General features: G+C 59.6%; 16 protein-coding genes. 7 read left to right on the top strand and 9 right to left on the bottom strand.

The features are described 5' to 3' along the window. Positions 1-54 precede the first annotated feature (54 nt). Together ACYZT7_RS06070 and ACYZT7_RS06065 are read left to right on the top strand one after the other, a co-directional pair. Positions 55-1,029 (top strand): 2-hydroxyacid dehydrogenase, encoded by a 975-nt coding sequence (locus tag ACYZT7_RS06070; RefSeq protein WP_462040328.1) that lies wholly within the window; start codon positions 55-57, stop codon positions 1,027-1,029. 139 nt (positions 1,030-1,168) lie between these two features. Beyond that, entirely contained in the window at positions 1,169-1,678 is a 510-nt protein-coding gene (locus ACYZT7_RS06065; protein ID WP_462041747.1) for a DUF2165 family protein, read from the top strand. Positions 1,679-1,707: 29 nt separating this feature from the next. Here the strand turns inward: ACYZT7_RS06065 and ACYZT7_RS06060 are convergent, their stop codons facing one another. Then, positions 1,708-2,610: a DMT family transporter gene (locus tag ACYZT7_RS06060; protein WP_462040327.1), complete on the bottom strand. Its 903-nt coding sequence runs from the start codon at positions 2,608-2,610 to the stop codon at positions 1,708-1,710. Between the two features lie 138 nt (positions 2,611-2,748). Between ACYZT7_RS06060 and ACYZT7_RS06055 the strand changes: the two genes are divergently transcribed. Then, positions 2,749-3,624: a helix-turn-helix domain-containing protein gene (locus ACYZT7_RS06055; RefSeq protein WP_462040326.1), complete on the top strand. Its 876-nt coding sequence runs from the start codon at positions 2,749-2,751 to the stop codon at positions 3,622-3,624. A gap of 161 nt (positions 3,625-3,785) precedes the next feature. On the opposite strand, the gene ACYZT7_RS06050 is transcribed toward ACYZT7_RS06055, so the two are convergent. From ACYZT7_RS06050 to ACYZT7_RS06025, 6 genes are all read right to left on the bottom strand, one after another. Next, positions 3,786-6,215, bottom strand: coding sequence for a TonB-dependent siderophore receptor (locus ACYZT7_RS06050; RefSeq protein ID WP_462040325.1), 2,430 nt, complete (start codon positions 6,213-6,215; stop codon positions 3,786-3,788). A 241-nt stretch (positions 6,216-6,456) separates the two neighbouring features. Next, on the bottom strand, positions 6,457-7,446 hold the full coding sequence (locus tag ACYZT7_RS06045) for a FecR family protein (RefSeq protein ID WP_462040324.1): 990 nt from the start codon (positions 7,444-7,446) through the stop codon (positions 6,457-6,459). Beyond that, positions 7,443-8,006 (bottom strand): RNA polymerase sigma factor, encoded by a 564-nt coding sequence (locus ACYZT7_RS06040; protein WP_462040323.1) that lies wholly within the window; start codon positions 8,004-8,006, stop codon positions 7,443-7,445. Before ACYZT7_RS06040 ends, ACYZT7_RS06045 begins: the two co-directional genes overlap by 4 nt. Positions 8,007-8,010: 4 nt before the next feature. Then, positions 8,011-8,337 (bottom strand): DUF3325 domain-containing protein, encoded by a 327-nt coding sequence (locus ACYZT7_RS06035; protein ID WP_462040322.1) that lies wholly within the window; start codon positions 8,335-8,337, stop codon positions 8,011-8,013. After that, positions 8,338-9,918 carry a PepSY-associated TM helix domain-containing protein gene (locus ACYZT7_RS06030; protein ID WP_462040321.1) on the bottom strand — a complete coding sequence of 527 codons (1,581 nt, stop codon included), beginning with the start codon at positions 9,916-9,918 and terminating at the stop codon, positions 8,338-8,340. Then, positions 9,915-10,220, bottom strand: coding sequence for a DUF3649 domain-containing protein (locus ACYZT7_RS06025; protein ID WP_462040320.1), 306 nt, complete (start codon positions 10,218-10,220; stop codon positions 9,915-9,917). The genes ACYZT7_RS06030 and ACYZT7_RS06025 overlap by 4 nt, the downstream gene beginning before the upstream one ends. A gap of 197 nt (positions 10,221-10,417) precedes the next feature. Between ACYZT7_RS06025 and ACYZT7_RS06020 the strand changes: the two genes are divergently transcribed. The 3 genes from ACYZT7_RS06020 (at position 10,418) to fecA (ending at position 14,276) form a co-directional block, all read left to right on the top strand. Beyond that, entirely contained in the window at positions 10,418-10,906 is a 489-nt protein-coding gene (locus ACYZT7_RS06020; protein WP_008150611.1) for a sigma-70 family RNA polymerase sigma factor, read from the top strand. 8 nt (positions 10,907-10,914) lie between these two features. Continuing rightward, positions 10,915-11,853 (top strand): FecR domain-containing protein, encoded by a 939-nt coding sequence (locus tag ACYZT7_RS06015; RefSeq protein ID WP_462041746.1) that lies wholly within the window; start codon positions 10,915-10,917, stop codon positions 11,851-11,853. A gap of 89 nt (positions 11,854-11,942) precedes the next feature. Next, positions 11,943-14,276 (top strand): TonB-dependent Fe(3+) dicitrate receptor FecA, encoded by a 2,334-nt coding sequence (gene fecA, locus ACYZT7_RS06010; protein ID WP_462040319.1) that lies wholly within the window; start codon positions 11,943-11,945, stop codon positions 14,274-14,276. A gap of 286 nt (positions 14,277-14,562) precedes the next feature. Here fecA and ACYZT7_RS06005 read toward each other — a convergent pair whose 3' ends face one another. Then, positions 14,563-14,970, bottom strand: coding sequence for an HPF/RaiA family ribosome-associated protein (locus tag ACYZT7_RS06005; protein ID WP_008150614.1), 408 nt, complete (start codon positions 14,968-14,970; stop codon positions 14,563-14,565). A gap of 213 nt (positions 14,971-15,183) precedes the next feature. Continuing rightward, complete coding sequence (locus tag ACYZT7_RS06000; protein ID WP_449643809.1) at positions 15,184-16,131, bottom strand: LysR substrate-binding domain-containing protein; 948 nt, start codon at positions 16,129-16,131, stop codon at positions 15,184-15,186. 135 nt (positions 16,132-16,266) lie between these two features. Here ACYZT7_RS06000 and ACYZT7_RS05995 point away from each other — a divergent pair, with 135 nt between their 5' ends. Continuing rightward, positions 16,267-17,643, top strand: a complete 1,377-nt coding sequence (locus tag ACYZT7_RS05995; RefSeq protein WP_462040318.1) for an L-serine ammonia-lyase — start codon at positions 16,267-16,269, stop codon at positions 17,641-17,643. Positions 17,644-17,648: the final 5 nt, after the last annotated feature.

Raw genomic sequence — 17,648 nt, 5'->3', positions numbered from 1 at the left:
AAAGAAGAATGTTAGCGTGCTTGGCATTCACCTGCGCCCGAGAGCCCTCAACCCATGAAAAAGACCGTCCTCGCCTTCAGCCGCGTCACCCCCGAAATGGTCGAACGCCTCAAGCAAGACTTCGACGTCATCGTGCCCAACCCGAAAAACGGCGACATGAACGCCCAATTCAACGAAGCCCTCCCCCACGCCCACGGCCTCCTCGGCGTCGGTCGCAAACTCGGTCGCGCTCAACTTGAAAACGCCGCCAAACTGGAAGTCGTCTCCAGCGTCTCCGTCGGCTACGACAACTACGACGTCGCCTACTTCAATGAGCGCGGGATCATGCTCACCAACACCCCCGACGTCCTCACCGAAAGCACCGCCGACCTGGCCTTCGCCCTGCTCATGAGCAGCGCCCGGCGCGTCGCCGAACTGGACGCCTGGACCAAGGCCGGCCAATGGCAAGCCACCGTCGGTGCGCCATTGTTCGGTTGCGATGTGCATGGCAAAACCCTGGGCATCGTCGGCATGGGCAACATCGGTGCGGCCATCGCCCGACGCGGGCGGCTGGGCTTCAACATGCCGGTCATCTATAGCGGTAACAGCCGCAAGACCGAGCTGGAGCAAGAACTCGGCGCGCAGTTCCGCAGCCTGGATCAACTGCTGGCTGAAGCCGATTTTGTCTGCCTGGTGGTACCGCTCAGCGAGAAAACCAAACACCTGATCAGCCACCGCGAACTGGCACTGATGAAACCGAACGCCATTCTGGTCAACATCGCCCGCGGTCCGGTCGTCGATGAGCCTGCGCTGATCGAAGCGCTGCAAAACAACCGCATTCGTGGCGCCGGGCTGGACGTCTACGAGAAAGAACCGCTAGCCGAGTCGCCGTTGTTCCAGCTGAAAAACGCTGTGACGTTGCCGCACATAGGCTCCGCTACCCATGAAACCCGCGAGGCCATGGCCAACCGCGCGTTGGCTAACTTGCGCAGCGCCCTGCTGGGCGAGCGGCCGCAAGATCTGGTCAACCCGCAAATCTGGAAAGGCTAATTAAAACGGGCAGACACTTGTAAAGTATCTGCCCGCTTTTTACATAACTTGCAATTCACTCTGCCGACGAAAAAAAGTTAAGCGCTATAGACTCTCCACTACTTATCCTCCCCGGACCATGTACATGGAGAACAACACCTTGAACAACTTTACCACCGAAAAAATCATCAGGATCAGCAAAGTAGTGCTGATGGCTTATATAAGTTTTTTTGGACTTCTGGTGATGTATAGCAACTTCACCGACTACACCACCAACTACGAATATGTCGCCCATGTCCTGAGCATGGACACGACCCATAACAATGAACGAACAAGCTACCGGGCCATCACTTCGCCCATACTGCACCACCGGATTTACTGGCTCATTATCACCCTTGAAGTGACCTACACCGTGTATTGCCTGGTAGGCACTTACCACCTTTTTCAAAAACTGAATGCGTCAGCCCGCGAATTTCATGAAGCAAAAAAATTATCGATAATCGGTTTACTGATCGGTTTGTTCATCTATTACATCTGTTTGCAGGTAGTGGGCGTCGAATGGTTCAACATGGATAAATCACAGACATGGAATGCCAAGGACTGGGCTCGACACATTGTTGATTTTATGTTGCCACTACTTATGTATGTCTCGTTAAAGATCGAGCGCTGAAGAGTACCGCGCTCGCGCTCCAAAAATTGTCAAGCCAAGTTGCCAGTCCGCTTTAACATACGCGCCTTGGCTTTGCGGAATACCAGCACGTTGCCCAGCATCACCAACACCAACCCGACCAATGCCGGCGCAGTCCATTGATAGCCTTCGGCAAATGCCGACACATTTAGCGCCACGACTGGGAACAGCACGGTGCAATAGGCCGCACGCTCAGGGCCCATACGCCCGACCAGCGTCAAGTAAGCGGTGAATCCGATGACCGAACCCGGAATCACCAGGTACAGCAGCGAGCCGATGTAACGCGCGTTCCATTCCATGTCGAAAGGAATGCCTTTGACCAGGCACCACACCGACAGCATCGCCGCGCCATACGCCATGCCCCAGGCGTTGGTGGTCAGCGGCTTCAAACCGGCCTTCTGTTGCAGGCTGGAGAGCATGTTGCCAGCCGAGAAACACAGGGTGCCGAGCAGCGCCAGGCCCAACCCGAGCAAGGTTTCCGGGCTGGCAGTGTGGCCGGCCAGTTCCGGCCAGAACAACAGGCCAAGTCCGAACAAGCCCAGCGCACCGCCCATCAGCACGTTGCGGGCAATTTTCTGACCGAAAAACACCCGCGCATTGAGCGCGTTCCACAGGGTGGCGGTGGAAAACACCACGGCGACCAGACCGCTGGGGACCCACTGGCTGGCGGTCAGGAAGCACATGAAGTTGATGCAGAACAGGCACAGCCCCTGCGCCAGGCAGATCAGATGACCGCGACGATTCATCACTTGCAGGCGCCGACTGAGCAGCAGCATCACGAATAGCACCAGTGCGGCGAGGCCGAAGCGGTAGACGATCGACACTGGAATGGCTACCACGCCTAATTGCCATTTCAAGGCAATCCAGGTGGTGCCCCAGATCAGCACGGTCAGCAAGTACAACGAAAGGTTCATGGCAAAGGCTCCTCAATAGGGGCTCAGTGTCCCGCGCCAAGCCTCGCCGCACTTGCATAAACTTGCGCTTTTGTCAGGCCACAGGCTGGCAGCCGAACGGCTACGGAGTAGGATGCAAGGCGTCGGAGAGAAGCCATCATGCCTGCACTGGAAACCCTGCAAGTCTTTCAAGCCCTCAACCGCTCGCCCAATGCTCGCCTCGAGCACAGCGCCGAGTTCGGTGACGGCATGGCTGCAGCCTTGTGGAGCAATCATCACGACGCCCAGGATTACGAAGCGCCGAGCCATCACACCTTGTCCTGCTACATCGCCGGCGGCACCGGAACCTTTCGCCGCGACCAGCCCGACACCAAAGGCGGCCCCGACAAGCTGTGCATCCTGCCGGCCGAGCATCAATCGGGTTGGGTGATCAACGGCGACATTCGCCTGGCCCACGTGTATTTCAGTCCCGAACAATTTGCCCTCGGCTGCGTTACGTTGCTGGACCGCGAACCTCGCGAGCTGCAGTTGCGCGAAGCCACCTTTCTGGACGACCCGGCGCAAGCCCGGCGCTTTCGGCTAATGCTCACACTCAACTGGGACGAACCCGGCGAACGCGTGCTCACCAGCAGCCTGGCCCATGAAATGCTCAGTCACGTTTTGCTTGGCCAGGTCGGGATGCGTGAGGGGTTGCGGCTCAAGGGTGGACTGGCGGCGCATCAGCGGCGGCAGTTAGTGGAGTTCATCGACAACCAATTGGCTGAGGCGATCAGCCTGGGGCAGTTGGCGGCGTTGTGTGCGTTATCCGAATATCACTTTGCGCGGATGTTTCGCGAGAGCTTTGGCTTGCCGCCGCATCAGTATGTGCTGGCTCGCAGGCTGAGCCGGGCGCGGGAGTTGTTGCGTTCGACATCGCAGCCGTTGGGGGAGATTGCGCTGGCGTGTGGGTTTGCCAGTGCCAGTCATTTCACTAATCGGTTCAGGCAGGCTTTAGGTGGAACGCCTGGAGAGTATCGGCAGGCGTTTTTGCGGTAGGCCCGAAGATTATCGGTGCCTGGGATACCGCCATCGTCGGATCGCCGCCCGGACCAAGCTCGGCTCCCACAAGGGATCGGAGTCGAACCCAATTTTCGTGAACGACACCTGTCCCTGTGGGAGCCGAGCTTGCTCGCGATGAACGATGACGCGGTCTGTCGTTAGAACTCCAACGTGCTGGACAAGGAGATCTGCCGCGAATCCCCCATCGACACAAAGAACCGGCTCGCCGCCGAGGTGTAGACGGTGCGATCAAACAGGTTCTTCACGTTGAGCTGGAACTTGACCTTCTGCCCTTCGACTTTGGTGTCATACGTGGCGAATGCATCAGCCACGGTGTAGCTCGGCAGGTCGAAATCGTTCACAGCGTTACCCGCTCGCTCACCGACATACCGCGCCCCTGCGCCGACCCGCAGCTGATCGCCACCAACAATGGTGCCAAAGTCATAAACCGCCGACAGCGAGCCGCTGTTCTTCGCTACGTTTTGCAGTTTTTTGCCTTTGTAGGTCGGGTCTTCAGTGACTTCGGCGTCGGTGTAGGCATAGCTGCCGATCATGCTCCAGCGATCACTCAGCTGACCGGTCAAGTCCACTTCCAGCCCACGGGAACGCACTTCGCCGGCGGCGCTGTAAATCGTCACCGGGCCTTCGGAGTTGGCCACCAGCACATTGCGTTTTTTGATGTCGAACAGCGCGACGTTACCGGTGACGCGGCCCGGCATGTCGAGCTTGGCGCCGATTTCCCAGGACTTGGCTTCTTCCGGCGCGATGCTGCCGTCAAGCACGGTGCTGCTGCCGCTCAACGGCGCGATGGTCGAGTTGGGTTTGAACGACTCGGTGTAACTGCCGTAGAACGACAGTTCATCGGTGTAGCGATACACCAGACCGGCGCGAGGCACCCATTTCTGGCCGTTGCTGTCGGTGTTGGCCTGGAACGGCACGCCTTTGCCGGCGTACTGGTCGTATTCCTGGAAGCGCGCGCCAGCGACGAAAATCCATTGATCGGTCAGGTGGATCGAGTCCTGGAGGAATACCGAATCGCTGCGCAGTTTATCGGTCTGCGCACTGTCCGCCGGGCTGACCGTGGTGCCAGCGACTTCACGGCCGTACACCGGGTTGATGTAACTGAAGGTGCTCAGGCTTTTTTGGCGGATCAAGTCTTCGCGGTAGATCTTGCGGTATTCGTCATCAACGCCGAACACCAGGTCGTGCTTCATCCCCGCGAGCTGGACATTGCCTTCAAGGCTGGCGGTGGTGAAGCGGTCGGTGCTGATAGCGTTTTGAGTGCCGTCCATGCTGCGGGTCAACGTGCCCTTGTTGGTGTCGATGGCGGTGATGCGCACTTGGCTGGCATCGTAGGTTTCGCGGTTCCAGCTGTAGCCGAAGTGGGCGTTCCAGTTGTCGTTGAGTTCGTGATCGGCCTCGAAGTGATACAGATCCGAGCGCCCTTCCATGTTATTGAAGGGTTCGTCGAGACGGCGCTCACGGGAGATGTCCAGCGGGTGATTGTCACGCGGGTCGATCACCGTGCCACGGTCGAACGGGGTCAGAAACTCGCGGTGTTCATAGGCGAACAGCAGCTTGGTGCTTTCACCGAACCAGGCCAGTGACGGCGCCACCAATGTCTCGCGGTGAGTGCCGAAGTTGCGCCAGTAATCTTCGTCTTCGTGGTCCAGGACCATGCGATAGGCCAACCCGGAATCACCCAACGCGCCGGTGCTGTCGAGACCGCCACCGCTGCCGTTTTTACCGTCGCCATAGGTCGAGCCACGCAGGGTCAACGCGTTGTACTGCTCAAGCTCAGGCTTCTTGCTGACCATGTTCACCACGCCACCCGGGTCTTGAATGCCGTAAAGAAGCGAGGCCGGGCCCTTGAGGACTTCGACCCGGTCCACGGTCGCATTCATGCCACGGCCCTGCACGATCGGCATGCCGTCGCGCATGATCGAGCCGTTGCGGTTGTCGCCGAAACCACGCGTCATCACCGAATCCTGGGTGCTCGCCAGCGTGTTGCCCTGGGTGATGCCGCTGACGTTGGCCAGTGCATCGTCCAGATTGCGCGGCGCCTGATCGCGAATGACCTGGGCCGGGATGACGTTGACGGTCTGGGGGATTTCCTGGAGCAAGGCCGAGGAGCGCAGCACCGAACTGGTGGGCGGCGGCTGATAGCTCATGGATTGATCGGCCACGGAAGTGATGGTGGTCGCGCCGAGGTTCAAGGTGCCTTCGGTGGGTAACGGCTCCAGGACCAACGTGTGGCCGTCGGTACGACGGAAGGTGAATCCCGAACCGCTGAGCAAACGCTGCATCGCCTGCTCGGCGTTGAACTGACCATCGATCGCCGGGGCGGTTAGACCGTACGGCGCCTCATCGGTGTAGACCACGCTGATGCCAGTGATCCGGCTGAAGTCACTCAAGGCCTGGGGTAGCGGTTTGGCAGCCATTGCAAAGCTGAACTGCGCACTCTGTCGGGCACTGCCGGCCTCTGCTGCCACCGCCACACTCAACGGCAGCAACGCCAACGCCGAAAAGCTCAATGCACACGTACCCAACCATTGTTTGACCGAACCCGATTTTGCCCTGGACTTCATTGCTCATGACCTGTGTAGAACCTACGGGATGCGAATGACTCGCAGTTTCAGTCACTACACGGATGGCGTCGGGGTTTACCTCACCAGAAAGTTGAAAGTATTTTTTGCTTCGTGGGATGTGGTGTCTGATTTACCGTCATCGCGAGCAAGCTCGGCTCCCACAGGATCAGAGTTGACTCACATTTTGTGATCAACACCGATCCTGTGGGAGCCGAGCTTGCTCGCGATGAGGCCCTATGCCTCACCGCAAAATAATCAGATGCCCCAGAACCTGGCGCTGTTCAAACCCCAACACTCCTTGCAACGAACTCAACACCGCCTGCGGATCCTTGCTCGGGAAACTGCCACTGACTCGCCGCGCCGCCAGTTCATCGTTGAGCAGTACAATCCGTCCCGGGTAATAACGTTCCAGGTCTTGCACCACATCGGCGAGTGTCGCCTTGTAGTAATTGAGCCAACCCTGACGCCACGCCAATTGCGCTTCACTGTCGACGCTGTGGAGTTTTTCCGCCAAACCATCGCCATAAGCCACTTGCTGGCCAGCCGTCAGAATTTGCTGCGCGGCGTTCTTGTCCGCTGTCACACCGACGCGCCCGGACAACACCGTGACCTGCGCACCGTGAGGTTGCAGGCGTACTTCGAACTGAGTCCCCAGCACCTTCACCTGACCCTTTTCAGCGTCCACCACAAACGGCTCGCCGTTGTGGGTCACGCTGAAAAATCCGGCACCGCGACGCAGCTCAACGTGCCGTTCGCCACGACTGAAATCCACCGCAATCGCGCTGTCGGCATCCAGGGTGACTTGCGACTGATCGGCCAGCGTGACAGTGCGAATTTCCCCCGGCGCCGACACATAGTCAGCCCCCAGATCATTAACCCAGCGCGACGGTTGCCAGCCAGCACCGACGCCGATCAACAGCACCAGACACGCGGCCATCGCCAGCGCACCGGACCAACGCCGAACGCTGGTACGGCGCGAGCGATTCATGGCGTTGAGGTAACCCTGCAAGGCAAACGCTTCTTCATCGGCCAGCGTTCGGGCCGGTACTTCGCTCAACTCCCACACCACTTGCGCCTGGGCGTAAGCCTCGGAATGGGCGGGGTCCTCCTGCAACCAGCGACTGAACGTGAGTTGATCGCCGCTGCTGGGCTGGTCATGCAACAGGCTCAGCCAGGCGAAGGCCGCCTGCTCCTGCGCGGGCGTCGGGGTGACGCGTTCGGTGTTGTTCACAGTGCTTTCCCTGGCGTGCGCGGTTCGGGTTCCCGCAGGCTGGCCTTGCAAGCCTCGAGGGCGCGCATCATATGTTTTTCCACGGCGCTTTGGGACAAACCCATGGCCTTCGCGATCTCGGTGTATTTGCGGCCATGGATACGGTTGAGCAAAAAGATCTGCCGCGTGCGCTCAGGCAACGCGCGCAACGCCGCTTCGACATGACGCAAATCGTTGCCCGCCTCCAACGCCGCTTGCGGTTCGCTGCCGTGGCTGTCCGGTTGATCCGGCATCCAGCCCTCGTTGACCCGCACTCGCGTGCCTTCACTGCGCAAATGGTCGATGGCGATGTTGCCGGCGCAGCGCAACAGGTAAGTGCTGAGCTCTTCGACCTGCACCAGCGGCCGACGCCAGAAGCGCAGGAACAAGTCCTGCACCAGGTCTGCGGCCGTCGCCCGACACCCGACACGACGACTCACCAGCGCTTCCATTTGCGAACGCTGGGAAAGGAACACCTGCAGGAAATGCGCACGCGCACCGCGATGTTCATCGTCATGGGATTCAGGGGGGCTGGTGATCATCAGCTCAGCCCTTTGCAAACACGGCAACGGGGCTGGCGAGCAGGCTCAAACCCGCCAACACCAGGGCCAGGCGCGGGCGATACGGCATCAACAGCACCAGCACCAGAGCGCTGAGCATCAACACCGCAAACCACTGCACCAATCCGAGTCCCCACCCCGTCGACGACACCGCAGCCCACAACGACAACGCCAGCAACAGCCAGCCACTGAGTTTCATCCCTTGGCGGCGACGGGCCGAGAGCTTGCGCCCCAGCAGTTCGGCGTGATGCCGATCCATGGATAAACAGAGCGCGGTGAAACCGCCGTAGCACAGCAACAAGGCCAGGAACATTCAGTGCGCCTCTCGCTCAAGCGATATCGATTTCGCCCGCGGTCGGGTGACGATTCCAGCCTGCCCCGAGCGCTGCATTTTCCACGCAGCCCAAGCGAAAAACAGACCACTGCCCAGGCATGCCAGATCGAAACCGGCCATGGCCCAATCGCCCTGCGCCAGTGTGACGCCCAAGTGATAAGGCGTGGTCAGCGCGTTCAGCAACGGCACCGCACAGAACAGCAACGCCGCCAGCGCCAATTGTTCGACCCACGCGGCGCGACCACGGCGGACCATGGCATGCAACACACTCAAACCCCAGACGATGAAGAAGCAGTTCACTTCCCAATCTGCCCGCCCGGCCATCCCGACCCGCAACAATCGATTGGCCCAGAAGAACGCCGCCACCGCGACCATCAACCCCGACATGCCGGCGATGTTCAGCACTTCCACCAGCCGCAACTCGAACGGCATCACACCGTTCTTCGCATGTTTGAGCTGACGCTTGCCGAGCCAGACCACCAGCCCGGTACCGATCATCGCCGTGCCCGCCAAACCACAAATGAAGTACAGCCAGCGCAACACCGGACCGGCGAAATGGCCCATGTGCAAGCCGTAGAAACTGCCGGCAATGGCCATCGGCAAGGATTGTCCCGCCGTGGCGCCAAGCAATTGCCCGGTCACCCCGTTGAACGTCACCGCGCTGCCAAAGTCGTGGACTACGTGGTCGGCGCCGTCACGCGAAAGGACGACCGAGGCATTCGCATCGCCCGGATTGTTGACCGTCAGCCGCCCGGCTCGCCCGCCCGACCACTGCTCTCGGGCCCGTTCCAGCAGCGGTGCCAACGGCGCCAACTGGCCCGGTTCACCGGCAAGTTCGGGGGTTTTGGAAACAGGAAACACTTCATCGTAAAAGGTATCGCTGTCACCGCCATACGAGACAACGATGCTCGCGGGCATCACCATCGACATGAAAATCACCAGGCTGCTGTAAGTGATCATCAGGTGAAACGGCAACACCAGCACACCCACCGCGTTGTGCCCGTCGAGCCAGGAGCGCTGGCCCTTGCGCGGGCGGAAGGTGAAGAAGTCCTTGAAGATTTTCTTGTGGGTGATGATCCCGCTGATCAGCGCGACGAACATCACCATCGCTGCGAGGGTCGACAGCCAGCGACCCCACGGATAGGGCATCTGCAACTGAAAGTGGAAGCGGTAAAAGAACTCGCCACCGCGTGTGTCCCGGCCCTGCACTTGCGCGCCAGTTTGCGGGTCGAGGAGTTTTTCTGTGAATTGACCCCGCGTGCCGGGCTTGGCCGGTACTTGCTGCCACCGCACCGACAGCGCGGGTTCGCGAGCATCAGGCAAATCGATGAGCCATCGCGAGGCACCGGCGGCGTGCTGCTGAAGATAGTGCTGGGCCAGGGTCAGACTCGTTTCGGAGGACACCGAACGTGCGGGAATTTCCGGCTGCATCCAGTGGCTGATCTCATCCTTGAAATAGGCGAGTGTGCCGGTCAGGAAAATCGCGAACAGCAGCCAGCCGAAGATCAGCCCGGCCCAGGTGTGCAGCCAGGCCATGGACTGACGAAAGCCCTCTTTCATGAGAGGCCCATCCAGTACGCCAACCCCGACACCGCCGCCAAAACCACGCTTGGCACGATCAATCCGAACCAGGCTTGCCACGCACTGCGACAGGCAAAGCACCAGAGTACGGCGACCAGATAGACCAGAAACGAGGTCATCATCCCGGTGACCACCGCTTCGGCGCGGGCCATGGGCAGCCACATCGTCAGGCTGACACTCGCCAATACCGCCACGAGGTAACCCCCCAGCACGGCGGCCAGCACTCGGGAAGTGACGGCCAGGCGGTAGGAAACGGGGAGCGCGGTGATTTTGCCTTTCATGTTTCGACCTTGAAACGGGTGAAGCCCCGTGAACGTCACGGGACCAACAAGGCCGCAATATTAATGATAAATATTCTCATATGCAAAAGAGTCCGATGAGATCGTCGATACAGTCGATTGCCGGATACGGGCACCCACCTCTACAATGCGAACAATTCTTGTTCTCTAACGTATCCGTTTGTGTCGGAGTGGTTCTGTTGCAGCCCGCCAATACCGTCGAAGTCCTCTATCACGCCCATCACAACTGGCTCACCGGTTGGTTGCGGCGCAAGCTCGGCTGCCCGGACAGCGCCGCGGATTTGGCCCAGGACACCTTCATGCGGGTGCTGACTGCACGGGAAACTCCGCAGATCATCGAGCCGCGAGCCTTCCTGACGACGATCGCCAAGCGCGTGCTGTTCAACCATTACCGCCGTCAGGATCTGGAACGCGCCTACCTCGACGCGTTGGCGCAGATGCCGGAAGTCGTGGCGCCATCAGAGGAAGAACGGGCAATCATCCTGCAAACCCTGATGGAGTTGGACCAGTTGCTCGATGGCCTGCCGCGCCTGGTCAAGCGCGCGTTTCTGCTGGCGCAGGTCGATGGCCTGACTTACCCACAGATTGCCGCCGAGCTGGGGATTTCCATCGCCACGGTCAAACGTCATCTGAACAAAGCGGCCATGCGCTGCTACTTCGCCCTATGAACAACTCAATAAACTCTCCACCGGACTTTTCATCCCAAGTCGCCGAACAGGCTGTGCATTGGTTGATGGAAATGCAGCAAGGGCCATTGACCCCACGCCAGCAACTCGCCTGGCAGCGATGGCACGATGCGCACAGTGAGCATCAACGGGCCTGGGAACATATCCAGCGGGTCAATCAACGCTTGCGTGGTTTGACATCGCCGCTGGCTCACGCCGCCCTCAACGCGCCGAAGTCCGCCAGCCGTCGTCAGGCGCTGAAGCTGCTGCTGATTCTCGGTGCCGGTTGCGCAGTCACTTGGGGGATGCGCGAGCACAACCCATTGACCCCGTTATTGGCCGATTACCGCAGCCCGGTCGGCCAGCGACGCAAGGTGCCGCTCGGTGATGGCAATCAGTTACAGCTCAATACCGCCAGCTCCGTGGATGTGCGCGTTGAAGGTCAACAACGGCTGATCCGCTTGCTCGAAGGCGAGATGCTGCTCACTGCCGCCCAAGCGTTTCAGGTTCGTACCGCCCAAGGTCTGTTGAAGACTCAAGGCGCGCGTATGAACGTGCGGCAGTTTTCCGATCACACCCAGGTTGCGGTGTTCGAAGGCAGCGTTGAATTGACGCCCGACGGTCGTTCACCGCTGATACTGCAAAGCGCCCGACAGTTGAGCTTTGGCGCAAAAGGCATCGCAAACGCTGTGCCGCTGGACGTCAACAGCGGCGCCTGGGTCGACGGCATGCTGGTAGCCGCGCACATGCGCCTCGGCGATTTCCTCGACGAACTCGGTCGCTATCGCCGCGGGCAACTCAATTGCGATGCGAAGGTCGCGGATTTTCTGATCTCCGGGACGTATCCAGTGGATGACAGCGAACGGATTCTTGACCTGCTGGAAATCAGCTTGCCGGTGAAAGTTAAGCGGTTTACCCGGTATTGGGTGACGGTTGAGGCACGTGCGTAATGATCGTCTAAATAAATGAGCCGTTTTTCAGATCTGGCGTGACAGAGAAGGAAAGCCACCTTGATTCCACCTTCTCAGGATCGTCGTCCATGCAACCCACCCGCCTCACCCCGCTGGCCCGCACCTTGCGCCAACTCTTGCTGGGCGCCAGCCTGAGTTTCGGCGCTGTAGCGCTGGCACACGCCGCTGATGCCAAGCCGTATCACATCACACCGTCCTCGCTGGAAACCGCCCTCAACCAGTTCGGCCGTGAAGCCGGTGTGCTGATTTCCTTTGGCTCGCAAGTTACCAGCGGCGTACAGAGTCGCGGGCTGGAAGGTAACTACACTCCCGAGCAAGGTTTGAACGCCTTGCTCGAAGGCACCGGCCTGCAAGCCCGCGCCGAGGGCAGCAACGCTTTTAGCCTGCAACCGGTGGCTGATGCCGCGCTGGAACTGGACACCTCCAACGTCGTCGGCGACTGGCTCGGCGATGCGGCGCCAATCAACGTCTTCGAGCATCCCGGCGCGCGTGATGTGATCCGCCGCGAAGAGTTCGAACGCCAGGGCGCGACTCAGGCCAAAGACGTGCTCAACCGCATCCCCGGTGTGAATGCGCCGGACAACAACGGCACCGGCAGCCATGACATGGCGCTGAACTTCGGCATTCGTGGGCTCAATCCGCGGCTGGCCTCACGCTCGACGGTATTGATGGATGGTATCCCGGTGCCCTTCGCACCTTATGGTCAGCCGCAGTTGTCGTTTGCACCGATCAGCATGGGCAACATGGACGCGGTGGACGTGGTGCGTGGCGGCGGTGCAGTACGTTACGGACCGCAGAACGTCGGCGGCGTGGTCAACTTCGTTACCCGGGCGATTCCCGATGAGCCGACGGTCAAGGGTGGTTTTCAGACCGAGACCAGCCCTTCCTCCAGCCACGACGGGTTCAAGACCACTGCCAACCTGCTGGCCGGCGGTACAGCCGAGAATGGTCTGGGCGGTGCGCTGTTGTATTCCGGCACGCGCGGTGGCGACTGGCGAGAACACAGCGATACCGAAATCGACGACCTGATCCTCAAGGGTAAATACCAGCTCGACGATGCCAACAGCTTCAACGCGATGGCCCAGTATTACGAAGGCAAGGCCGACATGCCCGGCGGCCTGAACGTCGCCGATTACGACGCTGACCCTTACCAGTCGACGCGTCCGAAAGACCAGTTCTGGGGCCGTCGGACGATGTTCAACGTCGGTTATCGCTATCAGGAAGATCGCCGGGAATTCACCGCCAACACTTTCTTCACCAAGACGTTGCGCAGCGGCTATCTGGATCAGGGCACGTTCCTCTCGCTGTCGCCTCGCGAGTATTGGGTGCGCGGTCTGGAAACCCGTTTCGCCCAGGGCTTCGATGTCGGCCCGACCAGCCATGAAGTCGGTGTCGGTTATCGCTACATCAACGAAGCCGGCCACGAATTGCGCTATCGCACTCCGATCGCCAGCAACGAATACCCGACCACCGGCAGCCGCAACGACCGCGACACCCGTGGCGGCACCGAGGCCAATGCGTTCTTCGTCGACGACCGGATCGACATCGGCAAGTGGACCTTCACTCCGGGCATCCGCTACGAGATGATCGAATCGCAGCAAACCAACAACCTGACGAACGTGAAGTACAAGGGCGACTACAACACAGCACTGCCGGCGTTGAACGTGCTCTATCACGTGACCGACACCTGGAACCTCTACGCCAATACCGAAGGCTCGTTCGGCAGCGTGCAATACAGCCAGATGCCTAATCGAGTGACCAGTGGTGAAGTCAAACCGGAGAAGGCGCGTACCTGGGAGCTGGGCACCCGTTACGACAACGGTGCATTGCGGGCAGAGATCGGCGCGTTCCTGATCAATTTCGACAACCAGTACGAAAGCAACCAGACCAACGACTCGGTGATCGCCCGTGGCGAGACTCGCCATCAAGGTATCGAAACCAGCATCAACTATGCCCTCGATGATTTGAGCCCTTCATTGGCTGGTTTCGATGTTTATGCCACTTACGCCTATGTGGACGCGACCATCCGCGAAGACGGGTCGAACAAGGGTAATCGCGTGCCGTTCTCCTCGAAACACAAAGGCACGATTGGCGTGGGTTACACCGAAGGCGCGTGGAAGCTCAACCTGGACAGCAGCTATCAGAGCGACCAGTTTGCCGACAACGCCAACACCTCGGCTGAAAGTGCTGATGGCAGCACCGGCAAGATTCCTGGGTACATGCTGTTCAGCAGCCGCGCGGCGTATGACTTCGGGCCGAAGTTGTCGGACTTGAATGTAGCGGTGGGGGTGAAGAACATCTTCAACCATCAGTACTTTACCCGCTCGTTTGATGACAACAACAAGGGTAAGTATGTGGGGGAACCGCGGACGGTTTATGTGCAGACGTCGGTAGCGTTCTGATCTGAGGTCATGCCCTCACCCTAACCCTCTCCCGGAGGGAGAGGGGACTGACCGAGTTGTTCTTTCGAGCTACATCGACCTGAGAAATCGAGTCGAACTCAGGTTTTGAAAAACATGGAGATCGCCCCCTTTCCCCCTCTCCCCTCTGGGGCGGTCCGACGTTTCGGGAGGGCTGGGGTGAGGGGTGGCCCTGGAACCGGCCACAAATTTACCGACACCACAAACGAAAACGGGCCTGCATAAGCAGACCCGTTTGTCAGTGGAAAGGTAAAAAATCAATCAGGCTTCAACCGTTTTGCGCAGCCTGTTCGTTCTCGAGAAACTCGTCTTCCAGCAGCGCATCGGCTGCGACTCTCTCGAACGGCACCACAGCGGCACGTGGTTTGCCCCGCAGTTTGCCGAACAGGTGCTCAAGCGCATGTTCAAGTTTTTCGGCCGCACCGTCGATCGCCAGTTCCAGGTTTGCGGCTTTATGGGTGACAGAAATCGGTTGGTGGCCTTTTGGCCGCGCTTCCAGCTGACAGCGCATGTCATGGGGACCGGGCTTGTCGCCGTTCTCGTCCCGCAGATGAACCTCGACGCGTGTCAGGTCTTCTTCATAACGTTCTAGCGTGCTCTCAATGGTAGTACGTACCCACTCCTCCAGTCGGATGCTGCTTTGAATATGGTTATCGCTGTTGACTTGGATTTGCATAGTTCATCCCTTATTTCAGCTAGCTAGCGAGAGGCACTTCGGCTGGCCCTTGGGCGTCATCACCGTGACCTCTTACTTACACAATCGGTCTGCTCGCAGAACAATTCAACCCCTAAAAAAAGATAAATTTTGATTCGCAAAAAAAGCCGGACAACGAGCAAAAGCGCTGTTAAGGTCGGGAGTTGGGTCGCATCGCTTCTTTGTCATAATTGCTCACATCTGCCGCTCCGCCAGTGGGTGCAGACTCCGAAAAATCCCCGCCTCCTCTACCAGCCAGTCATGCACCGCGCGCACGCCCGGATGGCTCAGCGCCCCTGGCGCATAGAGCAGCACGTAACGTTTGTGATTGGGCACCGCCAGGCCAAACGGCACGATCAACGTCCCCCGCTCCAGCTCATCGTTCAACAACGTTCGCCGCGCAATCGCCACGCCCATCCCGGCAATTGCCGCTTCGATGGTCAGGTGATTGCGATTGAAGGTATGCCCGCGCCGCACGTCGGCGCCTTCGAAGCCGATGGCATTGAGGTAGAACTCCCATTCCGCGTATTCATAACTGCCGCGCCAGGCGGTGATGTCGTGCAGCAACGGGAAATGCATCAGGTCTGCCGGACCGTGCAGCGGCGGACGGCCGCGCAATAGGCCCGGGGCACACACCGGGAAGATCTGCTCGTCGAGCAAGGTGGTGGATAAAAGTCCAGGATAACTGCCGTCATTCAGGTCGATGGCCAAATCAAAATCGCCTTCGTGCAATGGCACGCTGCTGTCCTCGGCCACCAGGCGCAATTGAATGTCCGGAAAGCGCTGCTGCAACCGCGGTAGACGCGGCGTCAGCCACTTGCTCAGGAACGACGGAATCGAGCGCAGCCGTAAAATCCCGCTGATCATCCCCGCATCCAGTCGTCGCAATTCCGCGTCGATGCTGCCGTAAGCCTCGTTGACCGTGATGGCCAGTCGCTGGCCTTCGGCACTCAACTCCACACCCCGAGCGCGACGGTGGAAAAGTCGAAAGCCCAGCCGTTCTTCCAGTTGGCGGATTTGCTGACTGACCGCACCCGGTGTGATGTGCAGCTCTTCGGCACATCGAGTGAACGACAAGTGCCGTGCGGCACAGGAAAACACGTGCAGCCAGACATAAGTCTGGGCATGCAATTGACGACTCATCGTTTAGTCCTGCTAAAGGCTGTCTTAGGAAGTTTCGTTGGTCACGTAAGACCGAGGTAGGCAGTATCGCCGACATTGCGCTTGTCCTACAAAAATGGCAGCGATTTCTCTTCCATTGCTTGTATAGGCTTTAGCATGGCTATCAGTGTTTTCGATCTCTTCAAAGTCGGCATCGGTCCGTCCAGTTCCCATACCGTCGGCCCGATGCGCGCTGCCGCGACCTTCGCCCAAGCCCTGATTGACCAGCAATTGCTGGATGCCGTACGTCGAGTGGAAATCCGCCTTTACGGTTCCCTTTCCGCCACCGGCGTCGGCCACGCCACCGACCGCGCCTGCGTCATGGGCCTGATGGGCGAATGGCCGGACAGCATCGATCCCACTTCCATCGACAGCCGAATCCAGACCCTGCGTGAAACCGGTGAACTGTCTCTGGCAGGCAAAACCACCATTGCCTTCATCTGGCAGAGCGATCTTCTGCTACTCGACGAGAGCTTGCCCTACCACCCCAATGCGATGTCCCTGACAGCCTTTGGCGATACCGGTGAGTTGTCAGAGCAAACGTACTACTCGATCGGCGGTGGTTTCATCATCGAAGCGGCCGAAGCCGAGTCCGGTATCGCGCCCACCAGCGATGTGGTGCTGCCGTACGACTTCTCCAGCGCCGCCGAATTACTCAAGCTCTGCAACCAGCACGGCCTGCGCGTTTCCGAGTTGATGATGGCAAATGAATTGGCCTGGCGCAGCGAAGCCGAAATCCGCCAGGGCCTGCTGCACATCTGGTCGGTGATGCGCGAGTGCGTCGAACAAGGGTTGCGCCACGAAGGCATCCTGCCGGGCGGTCTGAATGTTCCACGCCGCGCGGCGAAATTGCACCGCAGCCTGTTGGAAATCGGCAAGCCGAATGTCATCACCTCCACGCTGTCAGCCATGGAGTGGGTGAACCTGTTCGCCCTCGCCGTGAACGAAGAAAACGCGGCGGGCGGACGCATGGTCACGGCGCCGACCAACGGCGCGGCGGGGATCATTCCGGCTGTGCTGCATTACTACATGAAATTTAACCCGGACGCGTCGGACGATGACGTGGTGGCGTTCTTCTTGGGCGCTGCGGCCGTAGGCATTCTCTGCAAGAAAAACGCATCAATTTCCGGTGCCGAAGTCGGTTGCCAGGGCGAAGTCGGCTCGGCCTGCGCCATGGCCGCCGCCGGGCTGGCCGACATCCTCGGCGCCACACCGGAACAACTGGAAAACGCCGCCGAAATCGGCCTGGAACACAACCTCGGCCTGACCTGCGACCCGGTCGGCGGGCTGGTGCAAGTGCCGTGCATCGAGCGCAACGCAATCGCCGCCGTGAAGGCGATCAACGCTACGCAAATGGCCCTGCGCGGCGATGGCAAGCACTTCATCTCCCTGGACCGGGTGATCCGCACCATGCGCGATACCGGCGCCGACATGCATGACAAATACAAAGAGACTTCACGGGGCGGCCTGGCGGTGAGCTGGGTGGAGTGCTGAGGAGC

It is taken from the genome of Pseudomonas sp. RT4P38, assembly GCF_054897765.1.
The sequence above is the reverse complement of the archived record's forward strand: the minus strand, read 5'-3'. Positions and strand labels throughout refer to the sequence as shown.